Here is a 23,192-nt window from a genome sequence, read left to right as displayed (position 1 = left end):
GTATTTGGGTTAGTAGCTTTTTATAGAATGGAGGTTGTTCGAATGAAACAAAGATTATCAATGCTTATCATGCTACTTGCGTTGTTGTTTATTGCGGCTCCAGTTTCTGCACAGCAAGTATCTACTGTTGATGCCTATCATACAACAGGGCAGTTTTTAGTAAATAAAGCTCCGAATCCCTCTTTTGGTGATGAGTGGTTTATTATTGCACTTGCACGTGGTGAATACAATGTTCCGAATGGCTATTACGATAAATATTATGAAAATGTCGTGAAGCATGTACAATCAGTAAAAGGTGAATTACACAAACGTAAATATACTGAATACTCACGTTTAATTATTGCGCTCACTGCTATCGGAAAAGACCCTACAAATGTAGGTGGCTACAATATAGTCGATAAATTAAGCAACTTTGACAATGTAGTATGGCAAGGGCCGAATGGTGCTTATTTCGCATTAATTGCTTTAGATACTTGGAGCTTTGAGCTTCCTAAAACAGCCACAACGACACGTGAAAAGCTTATTCAGCACATACTAGCAAAGCAATTGCCTGACGGTGGATGGGATTTATCAGGAGAGAAAGCTGATCCCGATATGACAGCAATGGCTATTCAAGCTCTTTCAACTTATAAAGATAGAACGGACGTAAAGGCATCTATTAATAAAGCACTTAAAACACTAGAAAACTTGCAAGGAGCTAATGGTAGTTACAGAAGCTGGGGAACAACAAACCTAGAAAGTGTTGCACAAGTTATTACAGCACTTACTAGCTTAAATATTGATATCAACAAAGATCAGCGTTTTAATAAGTTATTTGAAAGCTTTTTCACCTTCTATAATGCAAAAGATGGCGGCTTCAAGCATGTATTAAGTGAATCTGTAGCTAACGGCATGGCAACAGAGCAGGCTTCTTATACATTAGTAGCGTATAACCGACTGCTTGCGGGCAAAACAAAGCTATATGATACATCAGATAAAAAGCCAAACAATAAGCCATCAAAACCAGCTCAGCCAAATCAATCTACAGTTCCTCCTGCTAAAGTGAGCTTTAAGGATATTCAATCTCATTGGGCAAGGTCTGATATTGAAGCTGCAGTAGTTAAAGGATTATTAAAGGGCTTTGAGGACAATACATTTAAGCCAGATAACAATTTAACGCGTGTACAGGCTGTATCGATTTTAGTGCGTTCTCTTCATTTAACAAGTTCCGGAAATACACCTTTTACGGACATCAACTCATATAAAGAGGAAACTAAACGAGAAATTGCCGCTGCTTACGATGCTAATATATTAATGGTAAAGTCTAATAAATTTTTACCCTCCTCACCTATTTCGCGTGAGGAATTAGCAGTTATGCTAGCTAATGCCTATTCACATAAAACAGGTAAGCCTTATACATCAAAAACGATTGCACCCTTGAATGATATTGCGAAGCTTTCAAAGGAATCTCAGCAAGCAATTACTTTCTTATATGATTTTGAAATTGCCCAGGGCTCAAACGGCTCGTTTAATCCTACTAATTTTATAACACGTGCACATGCAGCTAAAATGTATGTCAACTTCTTAAAGGTAGTTGAGGAATAATATGAAAAAAAGTTTACACATCTTAGTAATATCGCTACTAGCTATATTTTTATCAGCATGTAATATTCAAACAGTTGAGAAATTCGAGCAGATGCAGGAGCAAGAACGAAGTGTTAACCCTCAACCTACTACTGAGCAAGAACAAACCTCCTTAGTAGATAATGAGACTGCTGAGGACAAGCAGCAATTACAGGAGACAGAGGGAGAGGACAAGGACCTACTCAAGGAAAATGACAAAGAACTCCAGCAAACAGAAGAGCAAAAAGCACAGCAAGAAGCAAATGAAGTAAAGCAAAAACCAAAACAAGAAGATGAGAAAAAACAAGAAGTTACAAAATCACCCAGTTCAAAAACTGAACAAACAACGACTAAACAAGCTGATGATAAACAAAAAACAAACACAATTACGCCAACAACAGAAAAACAGCAACAGCCAGCACCTCAAAAACGTACTGTAACAATTGCGATTCGTGTTGATACATTACTAAAACATTGGGATAAGCTAGACCCTTCCTTACAAAGTGAGAAATATGTACCCAAGAACGGGGTCATTTTAAAGGCAACAAAATACGAGCTGCTATCAGAGAAGGAAACTGTTTGGGATGTGCTGCAGCGTGCAACAAAGGAGCATAAAATTCAAATGGAATACCAAGGCGCCAACGAAAATATTTATAACAGTGTTTATATAGAGGGTATTAATCATTTGTATGAATTTAGTGCTGGTGAATTAAGTGGCTGGATGTATAAAGTAAACGGGGTTTATCCGAATTATGGCTGTAGCCAATATGTATTAAAAGATGGCGATGTCATTGAATGGAACTATACAGTCGATTTAGGTCGCGATTTAGGACATTATTGGGATGGTAATGAATGAAGTCATTTGAAACATTTCACCCTATCGTCCTTTTTTCTTTTTTTGTCGCTGCTATCGGCTTATCCATGTTTTTTATGCACCCAGTCTATTTAGTTATTACCATTTTTTCAGCGATAAGCTTAAATATAGCCTTACGCAGACAGCCTTTTTTAAAGGACTGGAAGCTATATGTACCTCTGTTTTTCTTAATGGCGATTATTAATCCAATGATTAGTCATAATGGGCAGCTTGTATTGCTTTATATAAATGGCAATGCACTTACTGTAGAGGCAATTATGTATGGAATCGCAATTGCCACAATGATTGTCGCTATTATGCTATGGTTTAGCTGCTATAATGTCATGATGACATCAGATAAGTTTATTTATTTGTTTGGGAAAGTGTCACCAGCATTATCGCTAACATTGTCGATTTCATTGCGTTTAGTTCCGCGTTTTAAGCATCAGCTAGCGCAAATTGTCCAAGCACAAAAGGTAATCGGCATGGATTATACAGCTGGCTCATTATGGCATCGTATCAAATGTACAGTGCGTATTTTATCTATTTTGATTACTTGGGCATTGGATAATGCCATTGATACGGCTGATTCTATGAAAGCTCGTGGCTATGGTGTCAAAAAGCGAACCGCCTTTTCACTTTTTATTTTTGAGCGTCGGGACGGCTACATTTTGGCAATCATTATCTTGCTTTTTCTTAGCAATTTAGCTGCAAGTGTAATTGGCACAACAGCATTTTATTTTTATCCAACTTTCGGAGTGATTAAATGGGATATCGTAAGTATTCTATTTTATAGTAGCTATTTCATTCTACTCTCTATTCCATTAGCAATCGAAATCAGGGGGGCATTAAAATGGCGATCGTTAAAATCAACAATGTAAGCTTTACTTATCCTAACGAAGCAAATCCAATATTAAAAAATATTAATCTCACTATTCATCAAGGTGAGTTTATAGTACTAATAGGACAATCAGGCTGTGGGAAAAGTACATTACTGCGCCATTTCAAGCGAGAATTGCGCCCACATGGAGAGATGACAGGTACTATTTTCTACAAAGACTGTGACTTAGAGCAGCTAAATGCTGAAGTGGCTGCGGCAGACATTGGTTATGTATTTCAAAATCCTGATAACCAAATTGTTACAGATAAAGTATGGCATGAGCTTGCTTTTGGACTAGAAAGCCTAGGGATTGATTCACCAACCATACGACGCAGAGTAGCCGAAATGGCCAATTTCTTCGGCATTCAAAAATGGTTTCATCATAAAACAACCGAGCTTTCTGGCGGACAAAAGCAATTATTAAATTTAGCATCTATTATGGTGATGCAGCCAAAATTGCTGTTGCTAGATGAGCCAACATCGCAATTAGATCCAATAGCGGCATTGGAGTTCATTCAAACACTGCATCGTTTAAATAAAGAACTAGGCATTACGATTATTTTAATTGAGCATCGACTCGAGGAAGTGCTCACACTCGCAGATCGTGTATTTATTATGGAGGAGGGTAGTATTTTATTTGATGGTCCGCCTAAGGAAACTTTAAAGGCTTTACCAGAAAATCACGCCATGATTACAGCACTACCAACAACTACGAAAATTTTCCATCTGCTGAACGGTATAGGGCCTGTTCCTCTTACTATTCGTGAGGGACAACGCTGGCTAAGAAATCAGCGATATACCTTTTCTTCTTCGCACACAATTCCTACAATATCCCAAACTAAAACAGATATTGTATTAGAGGCAAAGGATATAGCTTTTCGTTACGAAAAGAACGGCATGGATATTGTCCATCATTTTAATTTGCAGGTGAAGGAGCAGGAATTTATAACGATAATCGGGGGAAATGGCACTGGAAAATCCACAGTTCTTGCTATTTTATCTGGGTTACAAAAGCCTTATCATGGCAAGGTATTTTTATTCAATAAGGCAATAAAAAGCTACAGTAGTAAACAATTATACCAACAATATTTAACCTTATTACCGCAGAATCCGAAAACATTATTTGTACAAAAAACGGTGCATCAAGAGCTAGATGACATGGCTCATTTACATAAGGTGTCAGAAGCAAAAATTCAAGAAACTGTTCAATTGTTTAATTTAACTCATTTATTAAATCGACATCCGTATGATTTAAGTGGGGGTGAGCAGCAAAAGCTAGCACTCGCAAAGCTTTTAATAATAGAACCTAAAATTTTGCTGCTAGATGAGCCGACAAAAGGTCTTGATGCACATGCAAAAGAAGAACTCGGAGCAATATTAAAAGATTTACAAGTAAAAGGCATGACAATCATTATGGTGACACATGATATTGAATTTTCTGCACAATACAGCAATAGATGTGCTCTGTTTTTTGATGGTAGTATCGTCTCTGAGGGAGAGCCTCGAGCATTTTATAGTGGAAACAATTTTTATACAACTGCTGCACATCGAATATCAAGAGATCTATTAAGCAATGCCATTACATGTGAGGATGTAGTATCACTATGCAAAGAAACATTCGTTTAATTATGTCACTCATTGTTATCCTAGTTTTAATTCCACTTACTTTATATGCGGGTATTACAGTATTTGCTGACCGCAAATATTATTTTATTTCAATTGTCGTCATGATTTTAGCGTGTGTCCCATTCTTCCTATCATTTGAGCGTAGGAAGCCACAGCCACGTGAAATTTTAGTGATAGCAGTGATGTCAGCTATTTCAGTGGCAGGTCGTGCCTTATTTGTTGTTACGCCTGGCTTTAAGCCAGTAGCAGCTATTACGGCTATTACAGGGTTTTCACTTGGCGCGGAAGCAGGATTTTTAACAGGGGCAATGTCTGCATTAGTTTCGAATATGTTTTTTGGACAAGGTCCTTGGACACCGTTTCAAATGTTTATGTGGGGAATGATAGGTTTTATTGCGGGCTTGTTAGGTAAAACAGGGATGATGCATAAAAAAATCCCCCTTATTGTATTTGGTATTTTTGCAGGGATCTTCTTCTCGTTTGGTATGGACATTTGGGGAACAATATCCATGTATGGTGTTTTCAGCTGGGAAGCCTACGCACTGGCACTAACTTCAGCAGTGCCCTTTATGATAATCTACGCTATTTCTAATGTAATTTTTCTACTATTTCTTGCTAAACCGATTAGAGAAAAGCTAGATCGAATAAAAAATAAATATGGGATATTACAATAGACCTTTGTAGACAAAAGCTGATTATCTTAGTTACAAAAAAGTAGTTAAAATCTTTGTAAAATATTTATCTTACTTAATTAAACTAAATTTGACAATAGTTGGTTTTTGGATTAATATAATTGAAAATTTAAACTTAAATACTTTGAGTGGAAATAGTAAGGGTTCGTTACTTTGTAGAGAGCTGCTGTATGCTGAAAAGCAGTAGGTATATCCCTGAACTCATCCATGAGTAGTTGTACCGAAATAACATTAGGTATAAACGGCAGCTACCGTTATAGCTTCAAGTGAGCCTTTAAAAGCTAATTAGAGTGGTACCGCGAATATACTTCGTCTCTTATTTGAGACGGAGTTTTTTTATTTATAAGGAGTAATGGAAACAACATGGCAAAGAGAAGATGTTACACAACATTATTTAGAGCAAGTAAGAGGAGATATTCCATTTGGAGCGGAACAAGCTGGTTTAATGTTACAGATTGTTGATCACTTCGTAAAAGAGCCTAAAACGATAATGGATTTAGGATGCGGAAATGGTCTTTTAGCAAAAATATTACTTCGTACGTACTCTATTGCAAATGTAATTTGTATTGATCATTCTGCACCAATGATTGAACAGGCAAAAATAAACATGGCTTCTTATCAAAAACGTTGTGAGCTCCATGTAGGTGATTTTAGTCAACAAATTGACGTTATGCAGAAGCAAATAGTGTAGATGTTATTGTTTCTGGCTATGCTATTCACCACTTACCTCATAATATGAAAAAAGCATTATATACTGACATTTATAAGTTACTAAAACCAAGTGGTATTTTTATAAATATTGAACATACTGCTTCAGTAACAGAAGAACTTGAAAAACTGCACGATAAGCTATTTATTGATCATTTAACAGCCTTTAATAAAGGAGATAGAGAATGAAATAGCTTTTGAATATTATAGTCGCCCTGATAAAGTGGATAATATTTTAGAACGTGTTGATACTCAAGTGAACTGGTTAAGAGAAATTGGTTTTAAACACTCAGATTGTTATTTCAAATGGATGGAACTCGCTATATTTGGTGGAGTAAAATAATTAACTTTTGGTGTACGTAACTAGAAGTAGCTGACTCACGAAATATATTAAAAAAACTAATTCCATAATCGAATTTAACACAGCTATATATCGCATCTCTACAAAAAAGCATCCGCTCCAGTTGAGTAGATGCTTTTTATGTGGATATACTTTGTTTTTTATAACTAAAATTTTTTGATATTTGCAAAGGCAGTTAAAGACGGCATCATTCAGGAATCTCATTTGAAGGATTTACAGAATGGGAATAACCTTAAAAAAATCCAGTCCCTTTATTAAGAATAGGCTTAAGCTGTTTATATTATATTATCATAATGACATCCCTTTCTTGTAATTTTAACCACTAGCTCCGCCCTAGATTAACTATGACAAAAATTCATCCAAACTGATTTTATACATTTCATAGTCTGCTTCAATTCTTTTTAATTCATCTTCAACTCCCGCAGCACCTAACTCAATCCCCTTATATATTAGTAAAGGCGTTGCATCCAAATGGGATTTCGCTTGTGAATAGTCGCAGGACAATGTTTTTTTGATAAACAACAATGTTTTTATCCTATCTTTACCTTCTCCTGTAATCAATATTTTATAGTAATCGTACTTGATATCTTCAGCTTTTTCGGAATCATTGAAACTAGGAGGTATTAAGGCACTATAAAGAAAATCAACAAGATCATCAAAAGCAATTGAAAAATCCCAAGTACCAGTACCGTGCTCAGCAGTAAAAATAACGGTATCTCCTCTTGTAAGATCAATGCAATAAGGGTCACCTTCATCTGAAGCTATAACTAAATAATTGTCCGGCCAATTTGAAATATCTTCATTCGTAACTGGATTATAGTTGTAACCCCATTGACCTTCCAGTATGTCTTTAGCACCATAAATATCAAGATTAATATACTCATCCGTACTCCAAGAAACCGCTTCTGGAGCATAGTACTTTAAAAAATACAAATATTCATCGGGTAATTGCCAGTTTTCAGAAGCATTTTGTATAGCTTGTTCTTCTGCCTCGTTCTTAAGATACATAGGGTATTTGCTATAAAATTCAGGATCTTGTCTCTGAATCTTTTCTAAAGCAACCTGCATCTTCTGTACAACGATATCTATTTCCATAAATTTATTCTGCAAATTTAATCACCACTTTTATTTAATCAATTTATTTGTTCAAAGAATTTGCTATGAAGCAACTTCCGTTTACTTCCACCTTTACATTGTTATAAAAACGCCTTTTATATTTTGTACTATCTCCCACATCTATAATATTGAAGTTTGCTAGAAATATCAAAAGAGCAGTATTTGCAGGGACGTATAACAAGGCTGTAGAGCGTTTAAATAGTAAGTCGTTTAATTCATCAACTGTGGAGGACAAAGCGCACAGAGAGCATCCAGTGCCTTTCTATAATTGGTTAAATGAGCGTGATAACCTCTCACAATCAATAGTTTGGTGAACCATCGTTAGATAATTGGCTGGAGTGGTAAATGGAAATAGATATCCAAATGAAAGTCTTATGAGGTACTATTAAATTACAAAGCAGATTAATGGATGTAAGGTCTGAGAGGGAACTTGTGTATGAAGCGTTTAGTTATAGGCATTGTAGTAATTTGGTTGATTTTATTGGCTATGTGGTTTTTAACTACAGACTCACCAGGTTAGGGTGTAATTGGATTATTAGGCTAGCGAGGCAGGTTAATGAAAAATTATCTACTTAGAGAGATGAGGGTAATAAAATGAAATATTTTACTGAAGAATGGCATGAATTGTGTCAAAAAAATAATATCCATCTGCATTTAGAGGAAGAAAAGCAAGCTGAAACATTCTCAGAAGAATATTTTCAACAACTTTACCACATTGAATTAAATAGTTGGCTTACTTTACAAGAAGAAGCAAATTTAAGATTAAAATCTAACGAAACAGCAAACAGAGATGATGATAATAACTATGAACCTTTTAATAAAGAAAAGGGAATAGAACAATTTCATGATATTTTCATACATAATCATATGTATTTAAAAAAGCAATTACCAAAAACAATAGTAAAACAGATTGCAGATATAAGGGTGTTTGCTTTAGATAAGGCAACTCGTAATATAATAAATGCTGTAACTCAATTTTGCGAGGAAAATGACAGAATTGTAACCACAGTAATTGAAGATTACAAAAGATATATAAAAGAAAACTCAACATTACTGGATATAGAAATTGATGGGGATTTTAGCTTCCATTATTGCAAAATTATAAAATCAATTAAGAATGATAAATCCTTAAAATTACTCATTGATAATAAAGGGAGTTATACAAATATAGATGAGGTCATATTTGAAAATTTTAATATTATCAAACAGGATGATTTGTTAGAAGATTCATGGTGGCTGTATGAGGAAATATATAAAGTGAATGACAAATATGAATTTCACGTCTTGCTACAAAATGAAACGATGGATTTAATTGATTTTATTATATCAGCTGAACAAATTTCCTTTAAAAGTAATAAAAATAATCTTTGATAGTAAACTGAGGCGTTTTTGTATTAAGTCGAAGCGAAGATATTTAAAAAATAAAGGGCCTTATTAAGCTAACGGGAGCTTTAATAATTCGTAAAAAGACCAATCCGTGAGGTCTTAATTTGTTATTATGCTATTAATGTCCCACCACAATGTCCTACCGTAAAATGTTGAAACACCATGTGGCAGTAAGGATGAACACATATAATTTGGATCTTAATCATTAATTCTTTTAATCTTTTAAAACAAGCTATTAATAATTAAATATATATAGTCAAGCAGCTGCAGAAATGTGGTTGCTTTTTATATTGGACAAAAGAAAAACACTTTCAGCTGCGATGAGCAAGAAGTGTTTTTTTGTTGGTGTGGGTCGTTAAATTTTATCCCCATTCTCCAAGAAGAAGAAACCTTCAAATTTAATTTCCAATACATTTGCTATTTCTACAAGTTCTTTTTCACTAAAGTTATCTCTTTTAAATTTCTTGTATAGATTTTGTGGAGTTGTCCCTAGCAATTCCGCCAATTGTACAACATTCATTCCCTTTTTAACCAAAACCATTTTGATTTTAGTTCCCATCATAAAATATCACCTCTTTAAAATTATATACTTAAAGAGAACATTAATAAACCTTTTGGTTACAAAATGATATTAAAAAATATTGTTTGATGTTGATTTTTAAAAATATTGGTTTTAGAAATTAGAATCACTAGGCATTATCAAGAAACAAAGAACTACAAAGGAAAAGGGAGGTCGAGGCGCAAACATCTATATTATTTTACCTGTCCAATCTAAAACATGTGAAAGCTATTATGAGCCTACTGAGGTTGTTCCATTACAAGTTGCCTATAACACAACAAAAGCTGAAAAAGAAACATGCAAAGAGTTTATGAATGAGTACCAGCAAATGCTTTATGATTTCATGCATTCGCTACCACTTTCGGACATTTTCAAAGACGAGCTGCATAAAGTGGTATTGGCATCTAATGTAAGTAGTATTCAGGAATTAATAAAAGCCAAAGATATCATTTTTAAATGGCCAACGATATTAGAGACGGTATGCTGACAGTTACAAAGACTTTACGTGCAGTATACGTAGGAGCCTACAACAAAGCAGTACAGCGCATAGGTAAGTATCCAACGACAAACACAACATATATGAAGAAAAAGCCTGTAAATGTACGTCCGGTACCTTTCTACAATTGGTTATCAGAACGTAATGAACCAACAAAAGTATTTTATTAAGAAAGGAAGTGAATGCAAATGAAAGTAACGGTTAAAGAATGGCGTGTAATGTCTGATCGTAACAAACAATTACTTTTGAATGCAGTCGCAACTAAATAAAACATAGACAAAAAAGGGGAATGAAAACATGCAGCAACATGCACAACACACATTAGAAACAGTTGTTCAAGAAATAATCACAGTGTTTATGGATTATCGGCGCAAATGATTCAGTTAGAAGTTGTACAAGGTGCTGTAGCGAAATTATTAGAACGCATTGACGATATTGTTCACAAAGGCTGGCATGAAAACAGTGGAATGGCTTATATGTCTATTTACAAATTCAAGATACAGTTCGTTTAATTGATATGGCTTTTCATCCATTGTTCAAAAACATTACAGAAGAAGTTAATACCCTGAACAGTCATGCAGAAGAATTGTATCAGACAGTAATTAAAAGTGAATCAGAGCAATCGCCTGATGCAGCTACTAAATTTGATAACAACAGTAAGGAAGGTTGGAACGCTTTTACCATGGAAGGCAACATAAAAACATTTATCAAAGAATTTGGTAGAGAACCAGATAGCTTTGAGGAAGTGTTAACGTATATAACTGAAACCGTAGTGAAAGTTGTGGGTAAAGGCGAGGAACATAAAAAAGCCACTACTGGAACAGTGACTAAAGAAAATATTGAAAACTGACTATATCAGATACAACGAGCGGCTTCAACTTTTATTGGGGTTGTTCGTTGTTTTTTGACATGCTATCTAATAGATAAGTGGTTAATCTTTTGAATTTATTGAATGTGTAATTTTTAAAATCACACTCTTGGTTTAATAATGTAGATAGATATTCAGGATAAAAGTGTATTGTTCTTATTCCTGTAGATTCACAAAGTGAAGGCGTTGATATCTTATAAATTTCTTTTCTTAAAATATCATCTTCTTGATTTAGATAGAAACTTGTTGACATTCTTATTTCTTTCAAATTTTGTGCGTTTATTATTTTGGAACAATCACGACGAGATAATCTATTCGATAAATAACTAATCATATCTTTTTCATAGGGCTCTTTTTGTATAGCTATTTTAATATCTTTATTGAGTTTCTCAATATCTAAAGTGGGTTCAACATTGTACATGTTAGCTAAAATATGAAAATCTTTAATACTAGTGGGATTAAGAATAGGGACGGATCTGTCAATTTTTTCGATTAATTGAAGATATGAATGATGTATACTTTGTCCTGACCATTCTTCTGAAAGAATCACATAATGTTGAAACGTGTTAAAAAGGTCAATGAAACATACCAAGACATTTTCATGACTGAAAAGAATTAAATTATGATAAAGCTCTATAGTCGTTTCAAGTTCTAGGAAAGTATCTAAAGAATTTAATGGTTTAAACGGAACAATTGGTGCGTTAAAAGAGATTTTCTTTACTTCTTTGCCTTGTTTTTGAACGTTAATCAACTTATTAATTTGTTCAATCGGAATATTATTATGTAAAGCATAATTAACGGCAATTTTAGTTAATCCATTTTTAAACCTTTTATTTTCCAGGTTGAAATTATAAGTCAAGATTTTAAAATCTTTGTATTCATTATCCGTAAAATTTTTTCTATATGAACGTTTTGCATCGATGCAGTCAATTACTTTTCCATTTTTAATAGTAACGTTGTAAGACTTTCCATCTTTTTCGAACAATGCTTGCCCACCACAAGTGGGTAAATTCGATTTATTGGTTTTCTTAATTGAAGGTAAACTTGTTAAAATAGGTGAAAATATTTTGCAAAATTCATTATCAATACTTTTCTCAACTAGATTATTACACTTGTCACAACAAATATTAGTTGATTCTAGTAGGCCTCCTAGAGCATTTTGAATAATGTGTTCTTTGCTATTATTTGATACATTGAGCTGTTCATTACAGTAAATACATTCCATAGTTAAGCCACCTCGATTTTTAAATAGAATATATGCTAAAACTCTATTATCTGGTAAATATCTACATATATCAAATGAAAAAGATTGAAGCAATTAGCCTCAATCTGTTATAACTCACACATTCCTGTACACACGCTCGCCTTATTTTTATTAGCCCCAATCTAGCCCCAAATAGCCCCAAAATCATGCTGTAATATACATTAACTTGCAAAATCAAAAAACCGCATAAAACACTTACAAGTATTGATGTAATAGGCTTTCTAGTCTAGTTGTTGTTGTACTTTGCATATCTTTCATAGTATAATTCATTATAGTTTAATTAGGAGTGGAAAAGATGAACCGAGAAGCACGTTTAAAACGACAAGAGAATATACGAAATTTCTCTATTATTGCACATATTGACCACGGAAAATCAACGCTTGCTGACCGTATTTTAGAGCAAACGAAATCATTAACTTCCCGTGAAATGAAAGCACAGCTCCTTGACTCAATGGATTTAGAGCGTGAGCGAGGCATTACGATTAAATTAAATGCAGTTCAATTAAAGTACGAAGCGAAAGATGGCGAAGTGTATACATTCCATTTAATCGACACACCAGGACACGTCGATTTCACATATGAGGTATCACGAAGTTTAGCTGCTTGCGAGGGTGCCATTTTAGTCGTGGACGCAGCGCAAGGTATTGAAGCACAAACATTAGCAAATGTTTATTTAGCGCTTGATAACGATTTAGAAATATTACCAGTAATCAATAAAATCGATTTACCAGCAGCAGATCCAGAACGCGTACGTCAAGAAGTGGAAGATGTAATCGGTTTAGATGCATCTGAAGCGGTATTAGCTTCTGCCAAAGCGGGAATCGGTATTGAGGATATTTTAGAGCAGATTGTAGAAAAGATACCTGCACCAACAGGTGATCCAGATGCACCTTTACAAGCTCTTATATTTGACTCAGTTTATGATGCATACAAAGGTGTTATTATTTCTATTCGAGTAGTCAATGGAACTGTCAAAGCTGGCGATAAGATTCGTATGATGGCGACAGGAGCAGAATTTGAAGTAGTTGAAGTTGGGGTACATACACCTAAGGTTGTACCACAGACTGAATTAACAGTTGGTGACGTAGGTTATTTAACAGCATCCATTAAAAATGTGGGCGATACTCGAGTGGGGGATACAGTGACATTTGCTGCTCGTCCAGCAGCTGAACCATTAGCCGGTTATCGTCGTTTAAATCCAATGGTTTATTGTGGTTTATACCCGATTGATACAGCTAAATATAATGATTTACGTGAAGCATTAGAAAAACTAGAGCTGAATGACTCTGCATTACAATATGAACCAGAAACATCTCAAGCACTAGGCTTCGGTTTCCGTTGTGGCTTCTTAGGGCTTCTCCATATGGAAATTATTCAAGAGCGTATCGAGCGTGAATTTAACATTGATTTAATTACAACAGCACCTTCCGTTATTTATCATGTGCATATGACGGACGGTACATCAATTAATGTTGATAATCCTTCATTTATGCCAGATCCTCAAAAAATTGATCGTGTGGAAGAGCCATATGTAAAAGCAACAATTATGGTACCAAACGATTATGTAGGAGCTGTTATGGAGCTATGTCAATTGAAGCGTGGCAATTTCATGACAATGGATTATATCGATACATCACGTGTGAGCATTATTTATGAAATGCCATTATCAGAAATTGTTTATGATTTCTTCGACTATTTAAAATCGAATACGAAGGGCTACGCTTCATTCGATTATGAACTTATCGGCTATCAACCTTCCAAACTTGTGAAGATGGATATTTTATTAAACGCAGAGCAAGTCGATGCACTGAGCTTTATCGTACACCGTGACTTTGCATATGAGCGTGGTAAAGTCATCGTTGAAAAATTAAAAGAATTAATCCCACGCCAACAATTTGAAGTGCCAATTCAAGCAGCAATTGGACAAAAAATTGTAGCGCGTTCTACAATTAAAGCAATTCGTAAAAACGTATTAGCAAAATGTTACGGTGGGGATATTTCTCGTAAACGTAAACTTCTTGATAAACAAAAAGAAGGTAAAAAACGTATGAAACAAGTAGGCTCAGTCGAAGTCCCTCAGGAGGCGTTCATGGCTGTGTTGAAGATGGATGATTCGAAATAACGTTGGTAGAACAGCATTTATAAGGATTTTAAATGTGTGTTTTTATATCAGTGTGGAGGAGATTGCCACCGATTTGCCACCGCTTTAAAATTGTGCCAGCAATTTATAAATCTTTTGCGATGGAATCAAAAATATCGGCAGCATCTCTTGCCATCTTTTGAGTTAAATGGACATAGCGGTCTTCAGTAGTTGCTGATCTGCTGTGTCCTAATCTTTTTTGAACAGTTTTTACTGGTTGTCCAGTTTCAATCAACATCGTTGCATGAGTATGTCATAAAGAATGGTAATTGAAATCGATACTTAGTTTTTTTCTTATTAAATCCCTTGTTTGATACTTTATAACAGCAGGAGTGTAATGTTCCCCATTTTCTTTTTTACAAACAAAATCGTGATCAGAATCTTGAAGATAAAATTCTTCATACTTTAATCGATTTTCGATTTGTTTCTTTTTTGCTTTCTTTAATATCTCCATTAAGGTTTTACCGACTGGAATAGTACGATAACCAGATTTAGATTTTGTTGTAGCAACAACTCATTTAAAATATTCCTTTCATTTTCATCTATAATCTTTTTATTAATCAATTGTTGTTCAATTTCTACTGCCATTTCATCAAAGTTAATATGCTTCCATTCAAGTCCGCATAATTCTCCGACTCGAACTCCACAATGAAAGCCAATATGAAATGGATGATCCTCATTTATTTTTTCATTCATTAGTCTTAATTGCCAAAACATTAAAAAATCATGTAGAGTCATTTCGAATGGTTTAAATACAGTACCTGCTTTTTCATACTCTAATATTTTTCTTCTTAGTACAGATTCTGCTTCAGCTTTAGTTTGAGCACCTTCAGCTGTGTGTTCAATTTTTTTACGTTTGCCATCAACCATACCTAAATCAAAATAGTAGTACCACTTATTTCCTCGTTTCCTAACTCCGCCTTGCATAAAATTTTCTCCTTCCAAAATTGATTATTTATTAATTTATTTAATAAACCACCTCCTTAAAGGGAATGTATGTTCTGCTTAAGGGTAAAAAATTTTATGTATGAATCACTTAAAAAGGTATGTCATCAGGGTCATAATTCCACTCTCTAAGAAACTTTTTACTTAGAAACGTAGAAGGATTTCCACAGTTATGACAATAACGAGCATTTCCTGATAATTTTGTTCCACAAGATTGTCTTTCAATTACTTCCTCATCATTGTTAAATGGATTAAAACCATATTTATTATCACATTCATTTACTAAATAAGCAGAACAAACATTACAGTAATCTCCTTCGTAATCTAATTCTTCATTTTGACAATTATGGATACGTTCTATTATGAGGCAAATGAGCCTAAAAATAATATCATCTTGAAGCTTGAGACGTCTCGTGAGACTGTAGACATCAATCACAAAATCCACTTAATATCGGGGGTTGTTGAGTAATGGCGATAGAGTATAAAGTGCGTGATCAAAGTGGTGGTTTAGGTGCACCGAAAAAGGCTGGCACAGATGAAACAGCAGAGGAAAGAGCTGCACGTTTAGAGCAAGAAAATAAAATATTAAGGCTACAAAATCAAGCTAACACAGAGCACATGTATTTCATGGAGGACCTGATTGCAGAAATTGCAACCAAAGTGTATAAATGATGCGCTTTTTACAATGGTTTTTTTGTATTTGAATGGAGGTGAAACCATGATGACTATGTTTTTTGCACAACGAGTAATCTTAGAAAAAACAAAATGTAGTGAAGTACCTTCATCCTTAAAAGACGGTGTTAAAGAAATCTTAGAGGAATCAGGAGTAGGTTTCTTAGCTGAATAATCAATATTCCTAAGCGCTTGGGAATTTGCCTTCCACAGATAATAACTTGTGGAGGGCTTTTATTTTAGTGAAAGCAGGTGTCTGTCTCATGAGTGATGATTTAGTAAGAGATGTTTATGAACGTTTTATATTTGGCTATTAGGAAAACTTGCAAAAGATGCTGGCATTCCTATTGTGTTAGATGGTGCCAGTAATGGTATAAAGTCACATCGATGGATAACAAACAATTTAGGTGGAACTACTCATATTGATCCTTATTCGTATTTACAGAGTATGGGAATCTCAGAGGCACAATTTAAATTGGACATAAAGAATGGGCTTAGTATAGAAAATAAAACAAAGGAGGAAATCAAAGTGACTCAAGCATGGAATCAAGGTTCACCTACTATGAAAAAAAACTGAAACTGAAAACTTTATTGCACGTGCAGTATAAGATGGTATAGCACTTAAAGGACTTACAGAATGGTACAATGACCACTGATCGATTAATTGGGTTGTATATTACGATTCAGCAAAGACGAAATAAATATATTGGTAACAGTTGTCTCTACGTTTGCATAAAATAGGAGCATGTATGCAAAACAAGGAGGATATGTTTATGGTAATGCCTTCATATAATCAAAGAATTTCACCACAACAAGCAATGCAGATTGCTGTGCAAAGAGTACCTGGACAAATCATACATTATGGAATGGATATGGAAAACGGTACTTTAGTATATGAAATATTTATATTGACGTCTCATAATAGAATTTACGAAGTAGAAGTAAATGCAAAGACAGGTGTAATTCGTAAAATTGAGGAAGAGAATGATTTCGATTAAAATACTTTATAGGTAATGAACCAACCTTTGTAGTATACGGTGGAAAAACTTGGATAGATGAAATAGAACATGTTTACACAAAATGGGGTAGCACCAGAAAAAAGCGGATTTACAACGCTAAGTGAAAAATCTTCCAAAACGACGCTTTGGGAACTTTAAGTTTCAGCATTTTAATACGTGATTATGTAAAATTTTTGATTAATTATTATTTTCACAGGGTATTTTATATACTAAAACGCACTTGAATTAACACAAGGTTTATTGTTATCTTTGTAGAATCTAATTACTATAATAAATTGCGGTAAAATTCAATTATATAAAGGGAGTGTAAAGGTGGACCTATTACTTTGGATAACTATTGGTTTCATAATAATTGGATTTGTTGTTCTCACTTCTATGAAAAAAGGTATGGAAAGTAAGGTCGCTTTTATAAAAGCAAATATGGAAGACGGGGGAAATTCATCAAAAGCTAAATCCGTAATTTGGTGGATATGGAGTACCACTGCTTGGGGGATAGTGAGTATGTTTCTTGTTGTTTGGTGTTTTCATTATCACTTTAGATAACTGTTGGCTTCAAATTTCCTTAAAAAAACAGGTACTTTTGTATTAATTGTCTGAAGTATTACTGTAATGTCTATTCTTGAATAATAACTACTATATACATTATAAATTCAATAAACGTTCCCAAATGATTACTTGGAAATGACTTTAAAAGCCACAAATATTGTTAAATCAAAGTTTCGTGGCTTTTCTTATGAACATTGTTTATACGTCTTTTTTATGCAGATGGCGTAAACGGTTGATATAGCAGTATTTTTACTTATTTGGTTTATTCTTCACTTTGCATAAAATACTATTAAGCCATATAAACAAGTGACCAGGACTCACTTCAAAATGAGTGCCTGGTCTTTTTTGTGTTTATTCTACAATTGTTTCTTTAAATGTTTTCCTACCTGGATTTACTTTATTTACATAAACATTTAATTTAATTGACTCTTTAGTCAAGGGTATTTTCCCATTTTTCTCTAGCTTCTTCCATATTTTTACTTTGTCTCGGTACAGGTATTCAGATAAACGGTAAATATCAACGTCTATTTTCAATCCCTCTTCATATGTTGTTTTTATTTCTTCTTTTACTTTTTTAATAATACCTTGTCTTATCTCATCTGAAGTTGCTTTAGTTTTAAAACCATTGATTGTAGCGTCAAATTTAATATCTATTTCAAATGTCACCTGATTGTTTTTTACAATTGGTTTAACATCAAGTTCTATTTTCTCTAAATCAACTGTCAAGTAATCTCTTTCGCTATTGTCTAATTTAAAGGTTAAGTCTCCTCGATTCTTTTTAGCCAGCATCCATTGGTCTCCTCTTGCAGCTTCACCTTTAATCGTTCCTTTAAATCCATCTTTTGAAAGGATGCAGAGACCATTTATGGAAGTTTCCTTTGATGGCTTCTCATTTTTCGACTCCCAATTTTCGGTGATTGAAACTAATGACAAAGACATTTCATGACTGGGTTCATTTAATCCAATAATTAAACTTCTTAAATCCACAGGCTCAATAAATGTTTCTAAAGCTTGTGTTTTTAATGGATTACTTAGTTTTGAATTTGTAAGTGGTTTATTTAATAAAGGTGTTATCAGAAGAGTCTCTTCTATTGGGCTCTGTGTACAGTGGACTAAAATCTGATATCTTGTTTCTCTAAAACGTATAAAACTATCTATAATAGAGATAGCATGTTCACTTTTTAAAGCTTCTTCAGTTAATATAACATAGTTCATATGCCCCCAAAATATTTCTTGGTCAACTGAGCGATATATCTTATAAATAGCTTCTTCCATGGTAACCCCTTTAGCATGTCCAATTTCTGAAGGCGTCGTTTGGGGATTGGGCGTTTCAGATTTTGCAACATCAGAAAAGTTAATTAATTGTATATAAACTTCATACTGATTATCTTTAAAATCTACACCGACTCCGTGGACATAATACATTCTTTGGGGTTCAGAGGCATCCCAACATCCAGAGAGTAACAGTGTCATGGTAAAGCAAATAGTTAAGATAATTTTTCTTTTCAATTTGTCATCCCTACTTTTAGAAGTTTGTATTTGAAAGTTGGTGCTGTAAGTTTAGACAAAAATATTTATAGTTATAAGAAAAAGGATATTTTTTTAAAAAAGGGGGTTCTAAAAGGATTCTAATTAAATTGGAAATGTGGATTTATACGTAAAAAAAGCCACTCATTTGAGTGCCCTCGTGATGGGTAGTCTCTTTTTGTGTTTGTAATTATCTGTGATGCAAAGTACAAGGAGAACGTCCAGTACCTTTTTATAATTGGTTAGGGGAAAGGGAGAGCCTCCTACAATCAATATTTAATAGACATGGTAATTTAGATAATTGGCTGGAATGGTAATCGCTATCAACTATAGGGAGTGATTAAAAAAACGGAGTTAATCAAACTAATGTTCATAGCGATTCCTCTTAAAATATTTTAGTATTCACTCAATAAGTTTAATCTATTCAATCAATTATTTCTAAAAGAAGATATGTAAATGACTCGAGATACAAAAAACAAACCAAAAAATGTTCAGTATAGTATTAGCATGATTTCCAATACTAAACCTGTTTCAAAAATACTTAGGAAGGAGGCTTTTATTAGTGAGATTTTTTACATGGGGTGTAATTGGAGCTGCTATTTTAGGTGTAGCTAGAGGGTTGCAAAATGGAACTCTTCAGCAATTCACGAAAAATATTTCGAACAAATTAAATCTACAGAACACACAACAAATGATGCAGCCACTACAACAAATGACACAACCATTGCATCAAATGACTCAGCCTTTACAACAGATGAACCAATCACAACAATAAATAAATCAATCGTCGCAACAGATGAAACAACCTTTACAAGTAGTGGCGAATAATTTAACAGGTAATTCATCAAAATAGTAAGGATATATGTACAAATTTTTCTACTACTATAGACCTGAACAGATATTGTTTTGGTCTATAGATTATTAACCAATCGCTATGACTTTGGGGGAGTCTGGAAAGTTCGGATTTCATAGCGATTGGTAATACGTAATAAAGTATTTACACTGGTAGTTTCGTTTATACTTGGTAAATCTTTGTCGATTAAAAAATCGTATACGAAAAATAATTTGGATAAAAATAAAATCTTCTTAATGAGGTGAATACATGAAAAAAATAATTTTAGGTACTTTTACGGCAGTACTTTCTACAGGATTATTATTTGGATGTGGAACAGCTAATGATGAAACTGAGCTAAATTCAACTGAAGCACCTTCTGAACAACAAGAAGATTTAAATCAAAATGATAACAAAAATGAACATAATAAAGAGTAGTATAAGAGCCTGTAGTTTCATCACGTTTGAATAGTGTTTCATGGATCAAGATAGAATTAGATACTTGGTCTCTTGTTAAATTTGAGGTGATTAGAAGTGCCAATGTTAGATGTAGAATGTGGCAGCTTATATTATCAGGTAAAGGGTGTGAGGACACCAATTATCTTCATTCATCCTCCATTACTGACAAGCACAAATTTTGTTTATCAATTAGAACAATTATCTAAAACCTATAAAGTGATCACCTTTGATATTAGAGGTCATGGAAGAAGTTTCAAACAAACAATCACCTACTCACTCATTGTAAATGATGTTCATTTATTGGATTATTTAGGTGTAAAGAAAGCATTTATTTGTCATTATTCAATTGGTGGTTCGATTTTATTAGAGTTTTTATTGATGTATCCCAATAGGGCATTGGGAGGCATTGTAATTAGCGGAATGTCTGAAGTGAAAGATTTTTATTTAAAGCAGTGAATTTCTTTAGGAGTTAAGCAAATAAAAAAACCTTTTCAGTTCTTACACTTGCGATTTCTTGGGGAAATTCCAAGACACGACAAATATTTAGAAATTTGTATAAAGAAGCATCCTATGGAGATGTACAGAATATCCAGCGGTATTATCGTTTTAGCCTACATTTTACAAGTCGACTACAAGTTATAAATTCGCCCATATTGCTTGTTTTTGGTGAGAAAGACAAATCATTTCATAATATGCCCTTATTCTACATGAAAATCTAACTCAAAATGAATTAACAATTTTAGAAAAAGAAAATCATCAATTTCGGACGAAAGCAGCCTTTAAATTAAATGAAAAGATTGATGAGTTTATCCAGAAACATTCTGTTATAAATTAGTTACAATGAATAAAACTTACAAAGATCTCAAAAGTATAGAGATTCCCTATATGATGTAGTTTTAAAATTGGGGAATATTAAAAAGAAGTGCTATTTAAAAGATCACTCCATCATGGGTGGTCTTTTGTGCTTAATAAATACCTGTGGAGCGTCCAAAATAGGATCCTTTAGGCAGGCTTCCTTAAAATTGAGGAGGTCTCAATTTGATCGATCGAAGGTAATGAATGTTAATATAGATAAATGCGTAGACTGTCAATCCTTACATAGCATAATCTATACCGAGATGGAAAGGAGAAAAAATAATGCGAAATTATTATGAACAGTATGATAGAGATGACAGATATGATGATGACTATGACTATGACAGTTATGGAAGACGTCGTAGAAGAAGACGCCCACGTTATCAATACCCATTCTACCCGTTCTACCCATTTTATCCACCGTTCTATCCACCATACTATCGCCAACCATACAACCGTCCATACGGGTACTAATATAAATAATCTGCTCTTATTTAAAAACAGAAACGACAGAAACTTTATTTCTAATAATTTCTAAAATTGTGTGTGAGTATTTCTTTCTTCTACTCCAATGAATGCAAGAATTAGATTTATAATGCATGTACAATTAGTGAAAAATAGTTTCCCGACATTTTTCCTACGATAATTTAAAATCTATTATATTTTCTAAAGATTTATTTTGATGTAAAAAGTTTTATCAGAGCCTTATAAAACAAGGGATTGGGAAGTTTTTTTGTAACGAAAGAATTTAAAAAAACACAATAAAATTTCTTTATTAAACAGGAAGCATTCATGGCTGTGTTGAAGATGGATGATTCGAAGTAATTAGGTATATTAATGGTAGGTGGCATTTTCCTAGTGAAATAAATATGAGCTTTTAGGAATTTGCCACTCGTTTGAAATTTATACTCATCTGGCACCTAAAGGTCTTGAGCAAATGAATCAAAGATGTCTACAGCACCTCGAGACATTTTCTCTGTAAGATGGACATAGCGGTCTTCGGTAATAGATGACCTGCTGTGTCCTAATCTTTTTTGTACAGTTTTAATAAGTGTACCATTCTCGATTAATGTTGTTGCATGTGTGTGATGTAAGGTATGATAGTTAAATCTAATGTTTAATTTTTCCAGTATTATATATTTGATGACGCTTGGCGCACGATGCTAACCATTCTAGCAAACAATATAAAAGTGTTCTCTTTTGAGAATGCTTTATCTTTATTCAGCAGAAGACTCCCACCTCTACAGATGGTGAGATGAATGCGGTAGCCAAACACCTACTGAATGAAGATAAAGCCCCTGGCGGATGTCACGGATTTTTTAGTGTCAAATAGAAGAACATTATTTAAATAACGCCTAGTACGTTTCTACAAGTAGTTAAAAGAAAAAGATAGCTATCTAGGGAAACGGGGATACATTTGATTCCCAAAGCCTGGAGAAAATGGTCTCATACCTGGGAAAAAGGGGCTTCCAACTGGAAAAAACGGGTTTATACCTGGGAAAAACGGACTCTAAGACACAAGTTTGAGATTTTTGCAAAGGGCGATTTTTAGGTAGTTCAACAATGATACGTAAACCCTACACAGCTACATCTTAAAAGGTGTGGTTTTTTATTGTAAATGTTTATAAAAATCAAAAAATTAGGTTAATAACTTAAAGAGGAGAAATTAGTTTTGAAGTATTAGGAAGAAACCAGGTTTTTATAAATTCTAAAATTAGATCATAAATTAATTAGTATATATAACCTTTTTTTACAATAACTACGAAACTATTCTTGACTACATTCG

Annotated in this window: 27 protein-coding genes, 1 pseudogene and 1 other annotated feature; of the genes and pseudogenes, 20 read left to right on the top strand and 8 right to left on the bottom strand. The window is 33.8% G+C overall.

What is annotated here, in order from left to right:
- Positions 1–42 precede the first annotated feature (42 nt).
- The 7 genes from AC1RNS_RS04095 (at position 43) to AC1RNS_RS04065 (ending at position 6,550) form a co-directional block, all read left to right on the top strand.
- On the top strand, positions 43–1,584 hold the full coding sequence (locus AC1RNS_RS04095; RefSeq protein WP_492990963.1) for an S-layer homology domain-containing protein: 1,542 nt from the start codon (positions 43–45) through the stop codon (positions 1,582–1,584).
- A gap of 1 nt (position 1,585) precedes the next feature.
- Complete coding sequence (locus tag AC1RNS_RS04090; RefSeq protein WP_492990962.1) at positions 1,586–2,458, top strand: DUF4430 domain-containing protein; 873 nt, start codon at positions 1,586–1,588, stop codon at positions 2,456–2,458.
- On the top strand, positions 2,455–3,336 hold the full coding sequence (locus tag AC1RNS_RS04085; RefSeq protein ID WP_492990960.1) for an energy-coupling factor transporter transmembrane component T: 882 nt from the start codon (positions 2,455–2,457) through the stop codon (positions 3,334–3,336). The genes AC1RNS_RS04090 and AC1RNS_RS04085 overlap by 4 nt, the downstream gene beginning before the upstream one ends.
- Positions 3,309–4,961, top strand: a complete 1,653-nt coding sequence (locus AC1RNS_RS04080) for an ABC transporter ATP-binding protein (protein ID WP_492990959.1) — start codon at positions 3,309–3,311, stop codon at positions 4,959–4,961. The genes AC1RNS_RS04085 and AC1RNS_RS04080 overlap by 28 nt, the downstream gene beginning before the upstream one ends.
- Positions 4,940–5,635, top strand: a complete 696-nt coding sequence (locus AC1RNS_RS04075) for an ECF transporter S component (RefSeq protein WP_492990958.1) — start codon at positions 4,940–4,942, stop codon at positions 5,633–5,635. The genes AC1RNS_RS04080 and AC1RNS_RS04075 overlap by 22 nt, the downstream gene beginning before the upstream one ends.
- A 133-nt stretch (positions 5,636–5,768) precedes the next feature.
- Positions 5,769–5,973 (top strand) — a binding site (T-box leader).
- 32 nt (positions 5,974–6,005) lie between these two features.
- A complete protein-coding gene (locus tag AC1RNS_RS04070; protein ID WP_492990956.1) occupies positions 6,006–6,344 on the top strand; it encodes a class I SAM-dependent methyltransferase in 339 nt (112 codons plus the stop codon).
- 5 nt (positions 6,345–6,349) lie between these two features.
- A complete protein-coding gene (locus tag AC1RNS_RS04065) occupies positions 6,350–6,550 on the top strand; it encodes a hypothetical protein (protein WP_492991188.1) in 201 nt (66 codons plus the stop codon).
- A gap of 514 nt (positions 6,551–7,064) precedes the next feature.
- Here the strand turns inward: AC1RNS_RS04065 and AC1RNS_RS04060 are convergent.
- Positions 7,065–7,817 (bottom strand): SMI1/KNR4 family protein, encoded by a 753-nt coding sequence (locus AC1RNS_RS04060; protein WP_492990954.1) that lies wholly within the window; start codon positions 7,815–7,817, stop codon positions 7,065–7,067.
- A 615-nt stretch (positions 7,818–8,432) separates the two neighbouring features.
- On the opposite strand from AC1RNS_RS04060, the gene AC1RNS_RS04055 reads away from it, so the two are divergent.
- Complete coding sequence (locus AC1RNS_RS04055; protein ID WP_492990952.1) at positions 8,433–9,209, top strand: DUF4085 family protein; 777 nt, start codon at positions 8,433–8,435, stop codon at positions 9,207–9,209.
- Between the two features lie 370 nt (positions 9,210–9,579).
- Here the strand turns inward: AC1RNS_RS04055 and AC1RNS_RS04050 are convergent, their stop codons facing one another.
- Positions 9,580–9,786: a helix-turn-helix transcriptional regulator gene (locus tag AC1RNS_RS04050; RefSeq protein ID WP_402758515.1), complete on the bottom strand. Its 207-nt coding sequence runs from the start codon at positions 9,784–9,786 to the stop codon at positions 9,580–9,582.
- A gap of 453 nt (positions 9,787–10,239) precedes the next feature.
- Between AC1RNS_RS04050 and AC1RNS_RS04045 the strand changes: the two genes are divergently transcribed.
- From AC1RNS_RS04045 to AC1RNS_RS04035, 3 genes are all read left to right on the top strand, one after another.
- Entirely contained in the window at positions 10,240–10,449 is a 210-nt protein-coding gene (locus tag AC1RNS_RS04045; protein WP_492990951.1) for a hypothetical protein, read from the top strand.
- A 204-nt stretch (positions 10,450–10,653) separates the two neighbouring features.
- Complete coding sequence (locus AC1RNS_RS04040) at positions 10,654–10,791, top strand: hypothetical protein (protein WP_492990949.1); 138 nt, start codon at positions 10,654–10,656, stop codon at positions 10,789–10,791.
- Positions 10,792–10,796: 5 nt separating this feature from the next.
- Positions 10,797–11,129 (top strand): hypothetical protein, encoded by a 333-nt coding sequence (locus AC1RNS_RS04035; RefSeq protein ID WP_492990947.1) that lies wholly within the window; start codon positions 10,797–10,799, stop codon positions 11,127–11,129.
- 31 nt (positions 11,130–11,160) lie between these two features.
- Here the strand turns inward: AC1RNS_RS04035 and AC1RNS_RS04030 are convergent, their stop codons facing one another.
- The gene (locus AC1RNS_RS04030) at positions 11,161–12,372 is read right to left on the bottom strand and encodes an HNH endonuclease (RefSeq protein ID WP_492990945.1); all 1,212 of its coding nucleotides are present in this window, start codon (positions 12,370–12,372) and stop codon (positions 11,161–11,163) included.
- A gap of 334 nt (positions 12,373–12,706) precedes the next feature.
- On the opposite strand from AC1RNS_RS04030, the gene lepA reads away from it, so the two are divergent.
- Positions 12,707–14,533 carry a translation elongation factor 4 gene (gene lepA, locus AC1RNS_RS04025; RefSeq protein ID WP_492990943.1) on the top strand — a complete coding sequence of 609 codons (1,827 nt, stop codon included), beginning with the start codon at positions 12,707–12,709 and terminating at the stop codon, positions 14,531–14,533.
- Positions 14,534–14,636: 103 nt separating this feature from the next.
- Here the strand turns inward: lepA and AC1RNS_RS04020 are convergent.
- The 3 genes and pseudogenes from AC1RNS_RS04020 to AC1RNS_RS04010 all read right to left on the bottom strand — a co-directional run.
- A pseudogene (locus tag AC1RNS_RS04020) lies at positions 14,637–14,792 on the bottom strand (tyrosine-type recombinase/integrase); the annotation flags it as partial.
- Between the two features lie 212 nt (positions 14,793–15,004).
- A complete protein-coding gene (locus AC1RNS_RS04015; RefSeq protein WP_492990941.1) occupies positions 15,005–15,478 on the bottom strand; it encodes a hypothetical protein in 474 nt (157 codons plus the stop codon).
- Between the two features lie 109 nt (positions 15,479–15,587).
- The gene (locus AC1RNS_RS04010; protein ID WP_492990940.1) at positions 15,588–15,932 is read right to left on the bottom strand and encodes a hypothetical protein; all 345 of its coding nucleotides are present in this window, start codon (positions 15,930–15,932) and stop codon (positions 15,588–15,590) included.
- Between the two features lie 32 nt (positions 15,933–15,964).
- On the opposite strand from AC1RNS_RS04010, the gene AC1RNS_RS04005 reads away from it, so the two are divergent.
- From AC1RNS_RS04005 to AC1RNS_RS03990, 4 genes are all read left to right on the top strand, one after another.
- Positions 15,965–16,168 carry a hypothetical protein gene (locus AC1RNS_RS04005; protein ID WP_492990939.1) on the top strand — a complete coding sequence of 68 codons (204 nt, stop codon included), beginning with the start codon at positions 15,965–15,967 and terminating at the stop codon, positions 16,166–16,168.
- 46 nt (positions 16,169–16,214) lie between these two features.
- Complete coding sequence (locus AC1RNS_RS04000; protein ID WP_492990937.1) at positions 16,215–16,343, top strand: CD1375 family protein; 129 nt, start codon at positions 16,215–16,217, stop codon at positions 16,341–16,343.
- A gap of 598 nt (positions 16,344–16,941) precedes the next feature.
- The gene (locus AC1RNS_RS03995; RefSeq protein ID WP_492990936.1) at positions 16,942–17,166 is read left to right on the top strand and encodes a PepSY domain-containing protein; all 225 of its coding nucleotides are present in this window, start codon (positions 16,942–16,944) and stop codon (positions 17,164–17,166) included.
- Between the two features lie 333 nt (positions 17,167–17,499).
- On the top strand, positions 17,500–17,730 hold the full coding sequence (locus AC1RNS_RS03990) for a hypothetical protein (protein ID WP_492990935.1): 231 nt from the start codon (positions 17,500–17,502) through the stop codon (positions 17,728–17,730).
- 354 nt (positions 17,731–18,084) lie between these two features.
- Here AC1RNS_RS03990 and AC1RNS_RS03985 read toward each other — a convergent pair whose 3' ends face one another.
- Positions 18,085–19,242, bottom strand: a complete 1,158-nt coding sequence (locus AC1RNS_RS03985; RefSeq protein WP_492990934.1) for a Ger(x)C family spore germination protein — start codon at positions 19,240–19,242, stop codon at positions 18,085–18,087.
- A 580-nt stretch (positions 19,243–19,822) separates the two neighbouring features.
- Here AC1RNS_RS03985 and AC1RNS_RS03980 point away from each other — a divergent pair.
- From AC1RNS_RS03980 to AC1RNS_RS03965, 4 genes are all read left to right on the top strand, one after another.
- Positions 19,823–20,035, top strand: a complete 213-nt coding sequence (locus AC1RNS_RS03980) for a hypothetical protein (protein WP_492990933.1) — start codon at positions 19,823–19,825, stop codon at positions 20,033–20,035.
- A gap of 327 nt (positions 20,036–20,362) precedes the next feature.
- A complete protein-coding gene (locus tag AC1RNS_RS03975; RefSeq protein ID WP_492990932.1) occupies positions 20,363–20,530 on the top strand; it encodes a hypothetical protein in 168 nt (55 codons plus the stop codon).
- Positions 20,531–20,632: 102 nt separating this feature from the next.
- On the top strand, positions 20,633–21,007 hold the full coding sequence (locus AC1RNS_RS03970; protein WP_492991187.1) for an alpha/beta fold hydrolase: 375 nt from the start codon (positions 20,633–20,635) through the stop codon (positions 21,005–21,007).
- 681 nt (positions 21,008–21,688) lie between these two features.
- Positions 21,689–21,880, top strand: coding sequence for a hypothetical protein (locus AC1RNS_RS03965; RefSeq protein WP_492990931.1), 192 nt, complete (start codon positions 21,689–21,691; stop codon positions 21,878–21,880).
- A 446-nt stretch (positions 21,881–22,326) separates the two neighbouring features.
- Here AC1RNS_RS03965 and AC1RNS_RS03960 read toward each other — a convergent pair whose 3' ends face one another.
- Positions 22,327–22,521, bottom strand: coding sequence for a tyrosine-type recombinase/integrase (locus tag AC1RNS_RS03960; RefSeq protein WP_492991185.1), 195 nt, complete (start codon positions 22,519–22,521; stop codon positions 22,327–22,329).
- Positions 22,522–23,192 lie beyond the last annotated feature (671 nt).

This window comes from Lysinibacillus sp. GW821-FHT14F06, assembly GCF_058803665.1.
This window is presented reverse-complemented; position numbering and strand designations above follow the sequence as displayed.

Coding starts and splice junctions, on each gene's coding strand:
- AC1RNS_RS04095 (WP_492990963.1), top strand. CDS start 43: ATGAAACAAAGATTATCAATGCTTATCATGCTACTTGCGTTGTTGTTT.
- AC1RNS_RS04090 (WP_492990962.1), top strand. CDS start 1,586: ATGAAAAAAAGTTTACACATCTTAGTAATATCGCTACTAGCTATATTT.
- AC1RNS_RS04085 (WP_492990960.1), top strand. CDS start 2,455: ATGAAGTCATTTGAAACATTTCACCCTATCGTCCTTTTTTCTTTTTTT.
- AC1RNS_RS04080 (WP_492990959.1), top strand. CDS start 3,309: ATGGCGATCGTTAAAATCAACAATGTAAGCTTTACTTATCCTAACGAA.
- AC1RNS_RS04075 (WP_492990958.1), top strand. CDS start 4,940: ATGCAAAGAAACATTCGTTTAATTATGTCACTCATTGTTATCCTAGTT.
- AC1RNS_RS04070 (WP_492990956.1), top strand. CDS start 6,006: ATGGAAACAACATGGCAAAGAGAAGATGTTACACAACATTATTTAGAG.
- AC1RNS_RS04060 (WP_492990954.1), bottom strand. CDS start 7,817: ATGGAAATAGATATCGTTGTACAGAAGATGCAGGTTGCTTTAGAAAAG.
- AC1RNS_RS04055 (WP_492990952.1), top strand. CDS start 8,433: ATGAAATATTTTACTGAAGAATGGCATGAATTGTGTCAAAAAAATAAT.
- AC1RNS_RS04050 (WP_402758515.1), bottom strand. CDS start 9,786: ATGATGGGAACTAAAATCAAAATGGTTTTGGTTAAAAAGGGAATGAAT.
- AC1RNS_RS04045 (WP_492990951.1), top strand. CDS start 10,240: ATGGCCAACGATATTAGAGACGGTATGCTGACAGTTACAAAGACTTTA.
- AC1RNS_RS04040 (WP_492990949.1), top strand. CDS start 10,654: ATGATTCAGTTAGAAGTTGTACAAGGTGCTGTAGCGAAATTATTAGAA.
- AC1RNS_RS04035 (WP_492990947.1), top strand. CDS start 10,797: ATGGCTTTTCATCCATTGTTCAAAAACATTACAGAAGAAGTTAATACC.
- AC1RNS_RS04030 (WP_492990945.1), bottom strand. CDS start 12,372: ATGGAATGTATTTACTGTAATGAACAGCTCAATGTATCAAATAATAGC.
- lepA (WP_492990943.1), top strand. CDS start 12,707: ATGAACCGAGAAGCACGTTTAAAACGACAAGAGAATATACGAAATTTC.
- AC1RNS_RS04015 (WP_492990941.1), bottom strand. CDS start 15,478: ATGCAAGGCGGAGTTAGGAAACGAGGAAATAAGTGGTACTACTATTTT.
- AC1RNS_RS04005 (WP_492990939.1), top strand. CDS start 15,965: ATGGCGATAGAGTATAAAGTGCGTGATCAAAGTGGTGGTTTAGGTGCA.
- AC1RNS_RS04000 (WP_492990937.1), top strand. CDS start 16,215: ATGATGACTATGTTTTTTGCACAACGAGTAATCTTAGAAAAAACAAAA.
- AC1RNS_RS03995 (WP_492990936.1), top strand. CDS start 16,942: ATGGTAATGCCTTCATATAATCAAAGAATTTCACCACAACAAGCAATG.
- AC1RNS_RS03975 (WP_492990932.1), top strand. CDS start 20,363: ATGAAAAAAATAATTTTAGGTACTTTTACGGCAGTACTTTCTACAGGA.
- AC1RNS_RS03970 (WP_492991187.1), top strand. CDS start 20,633: ATGTTAGATGTAGAATGTGGCAGCTTATATTATCAGGTAAAGGGTGTG.
- AC1RNS_RS03965 (WP_492990931.1), top strand. CDS start 21,689: ATGCGAAATTATTATGAACAGTATGATAGAGATGACAGATATGATGAT.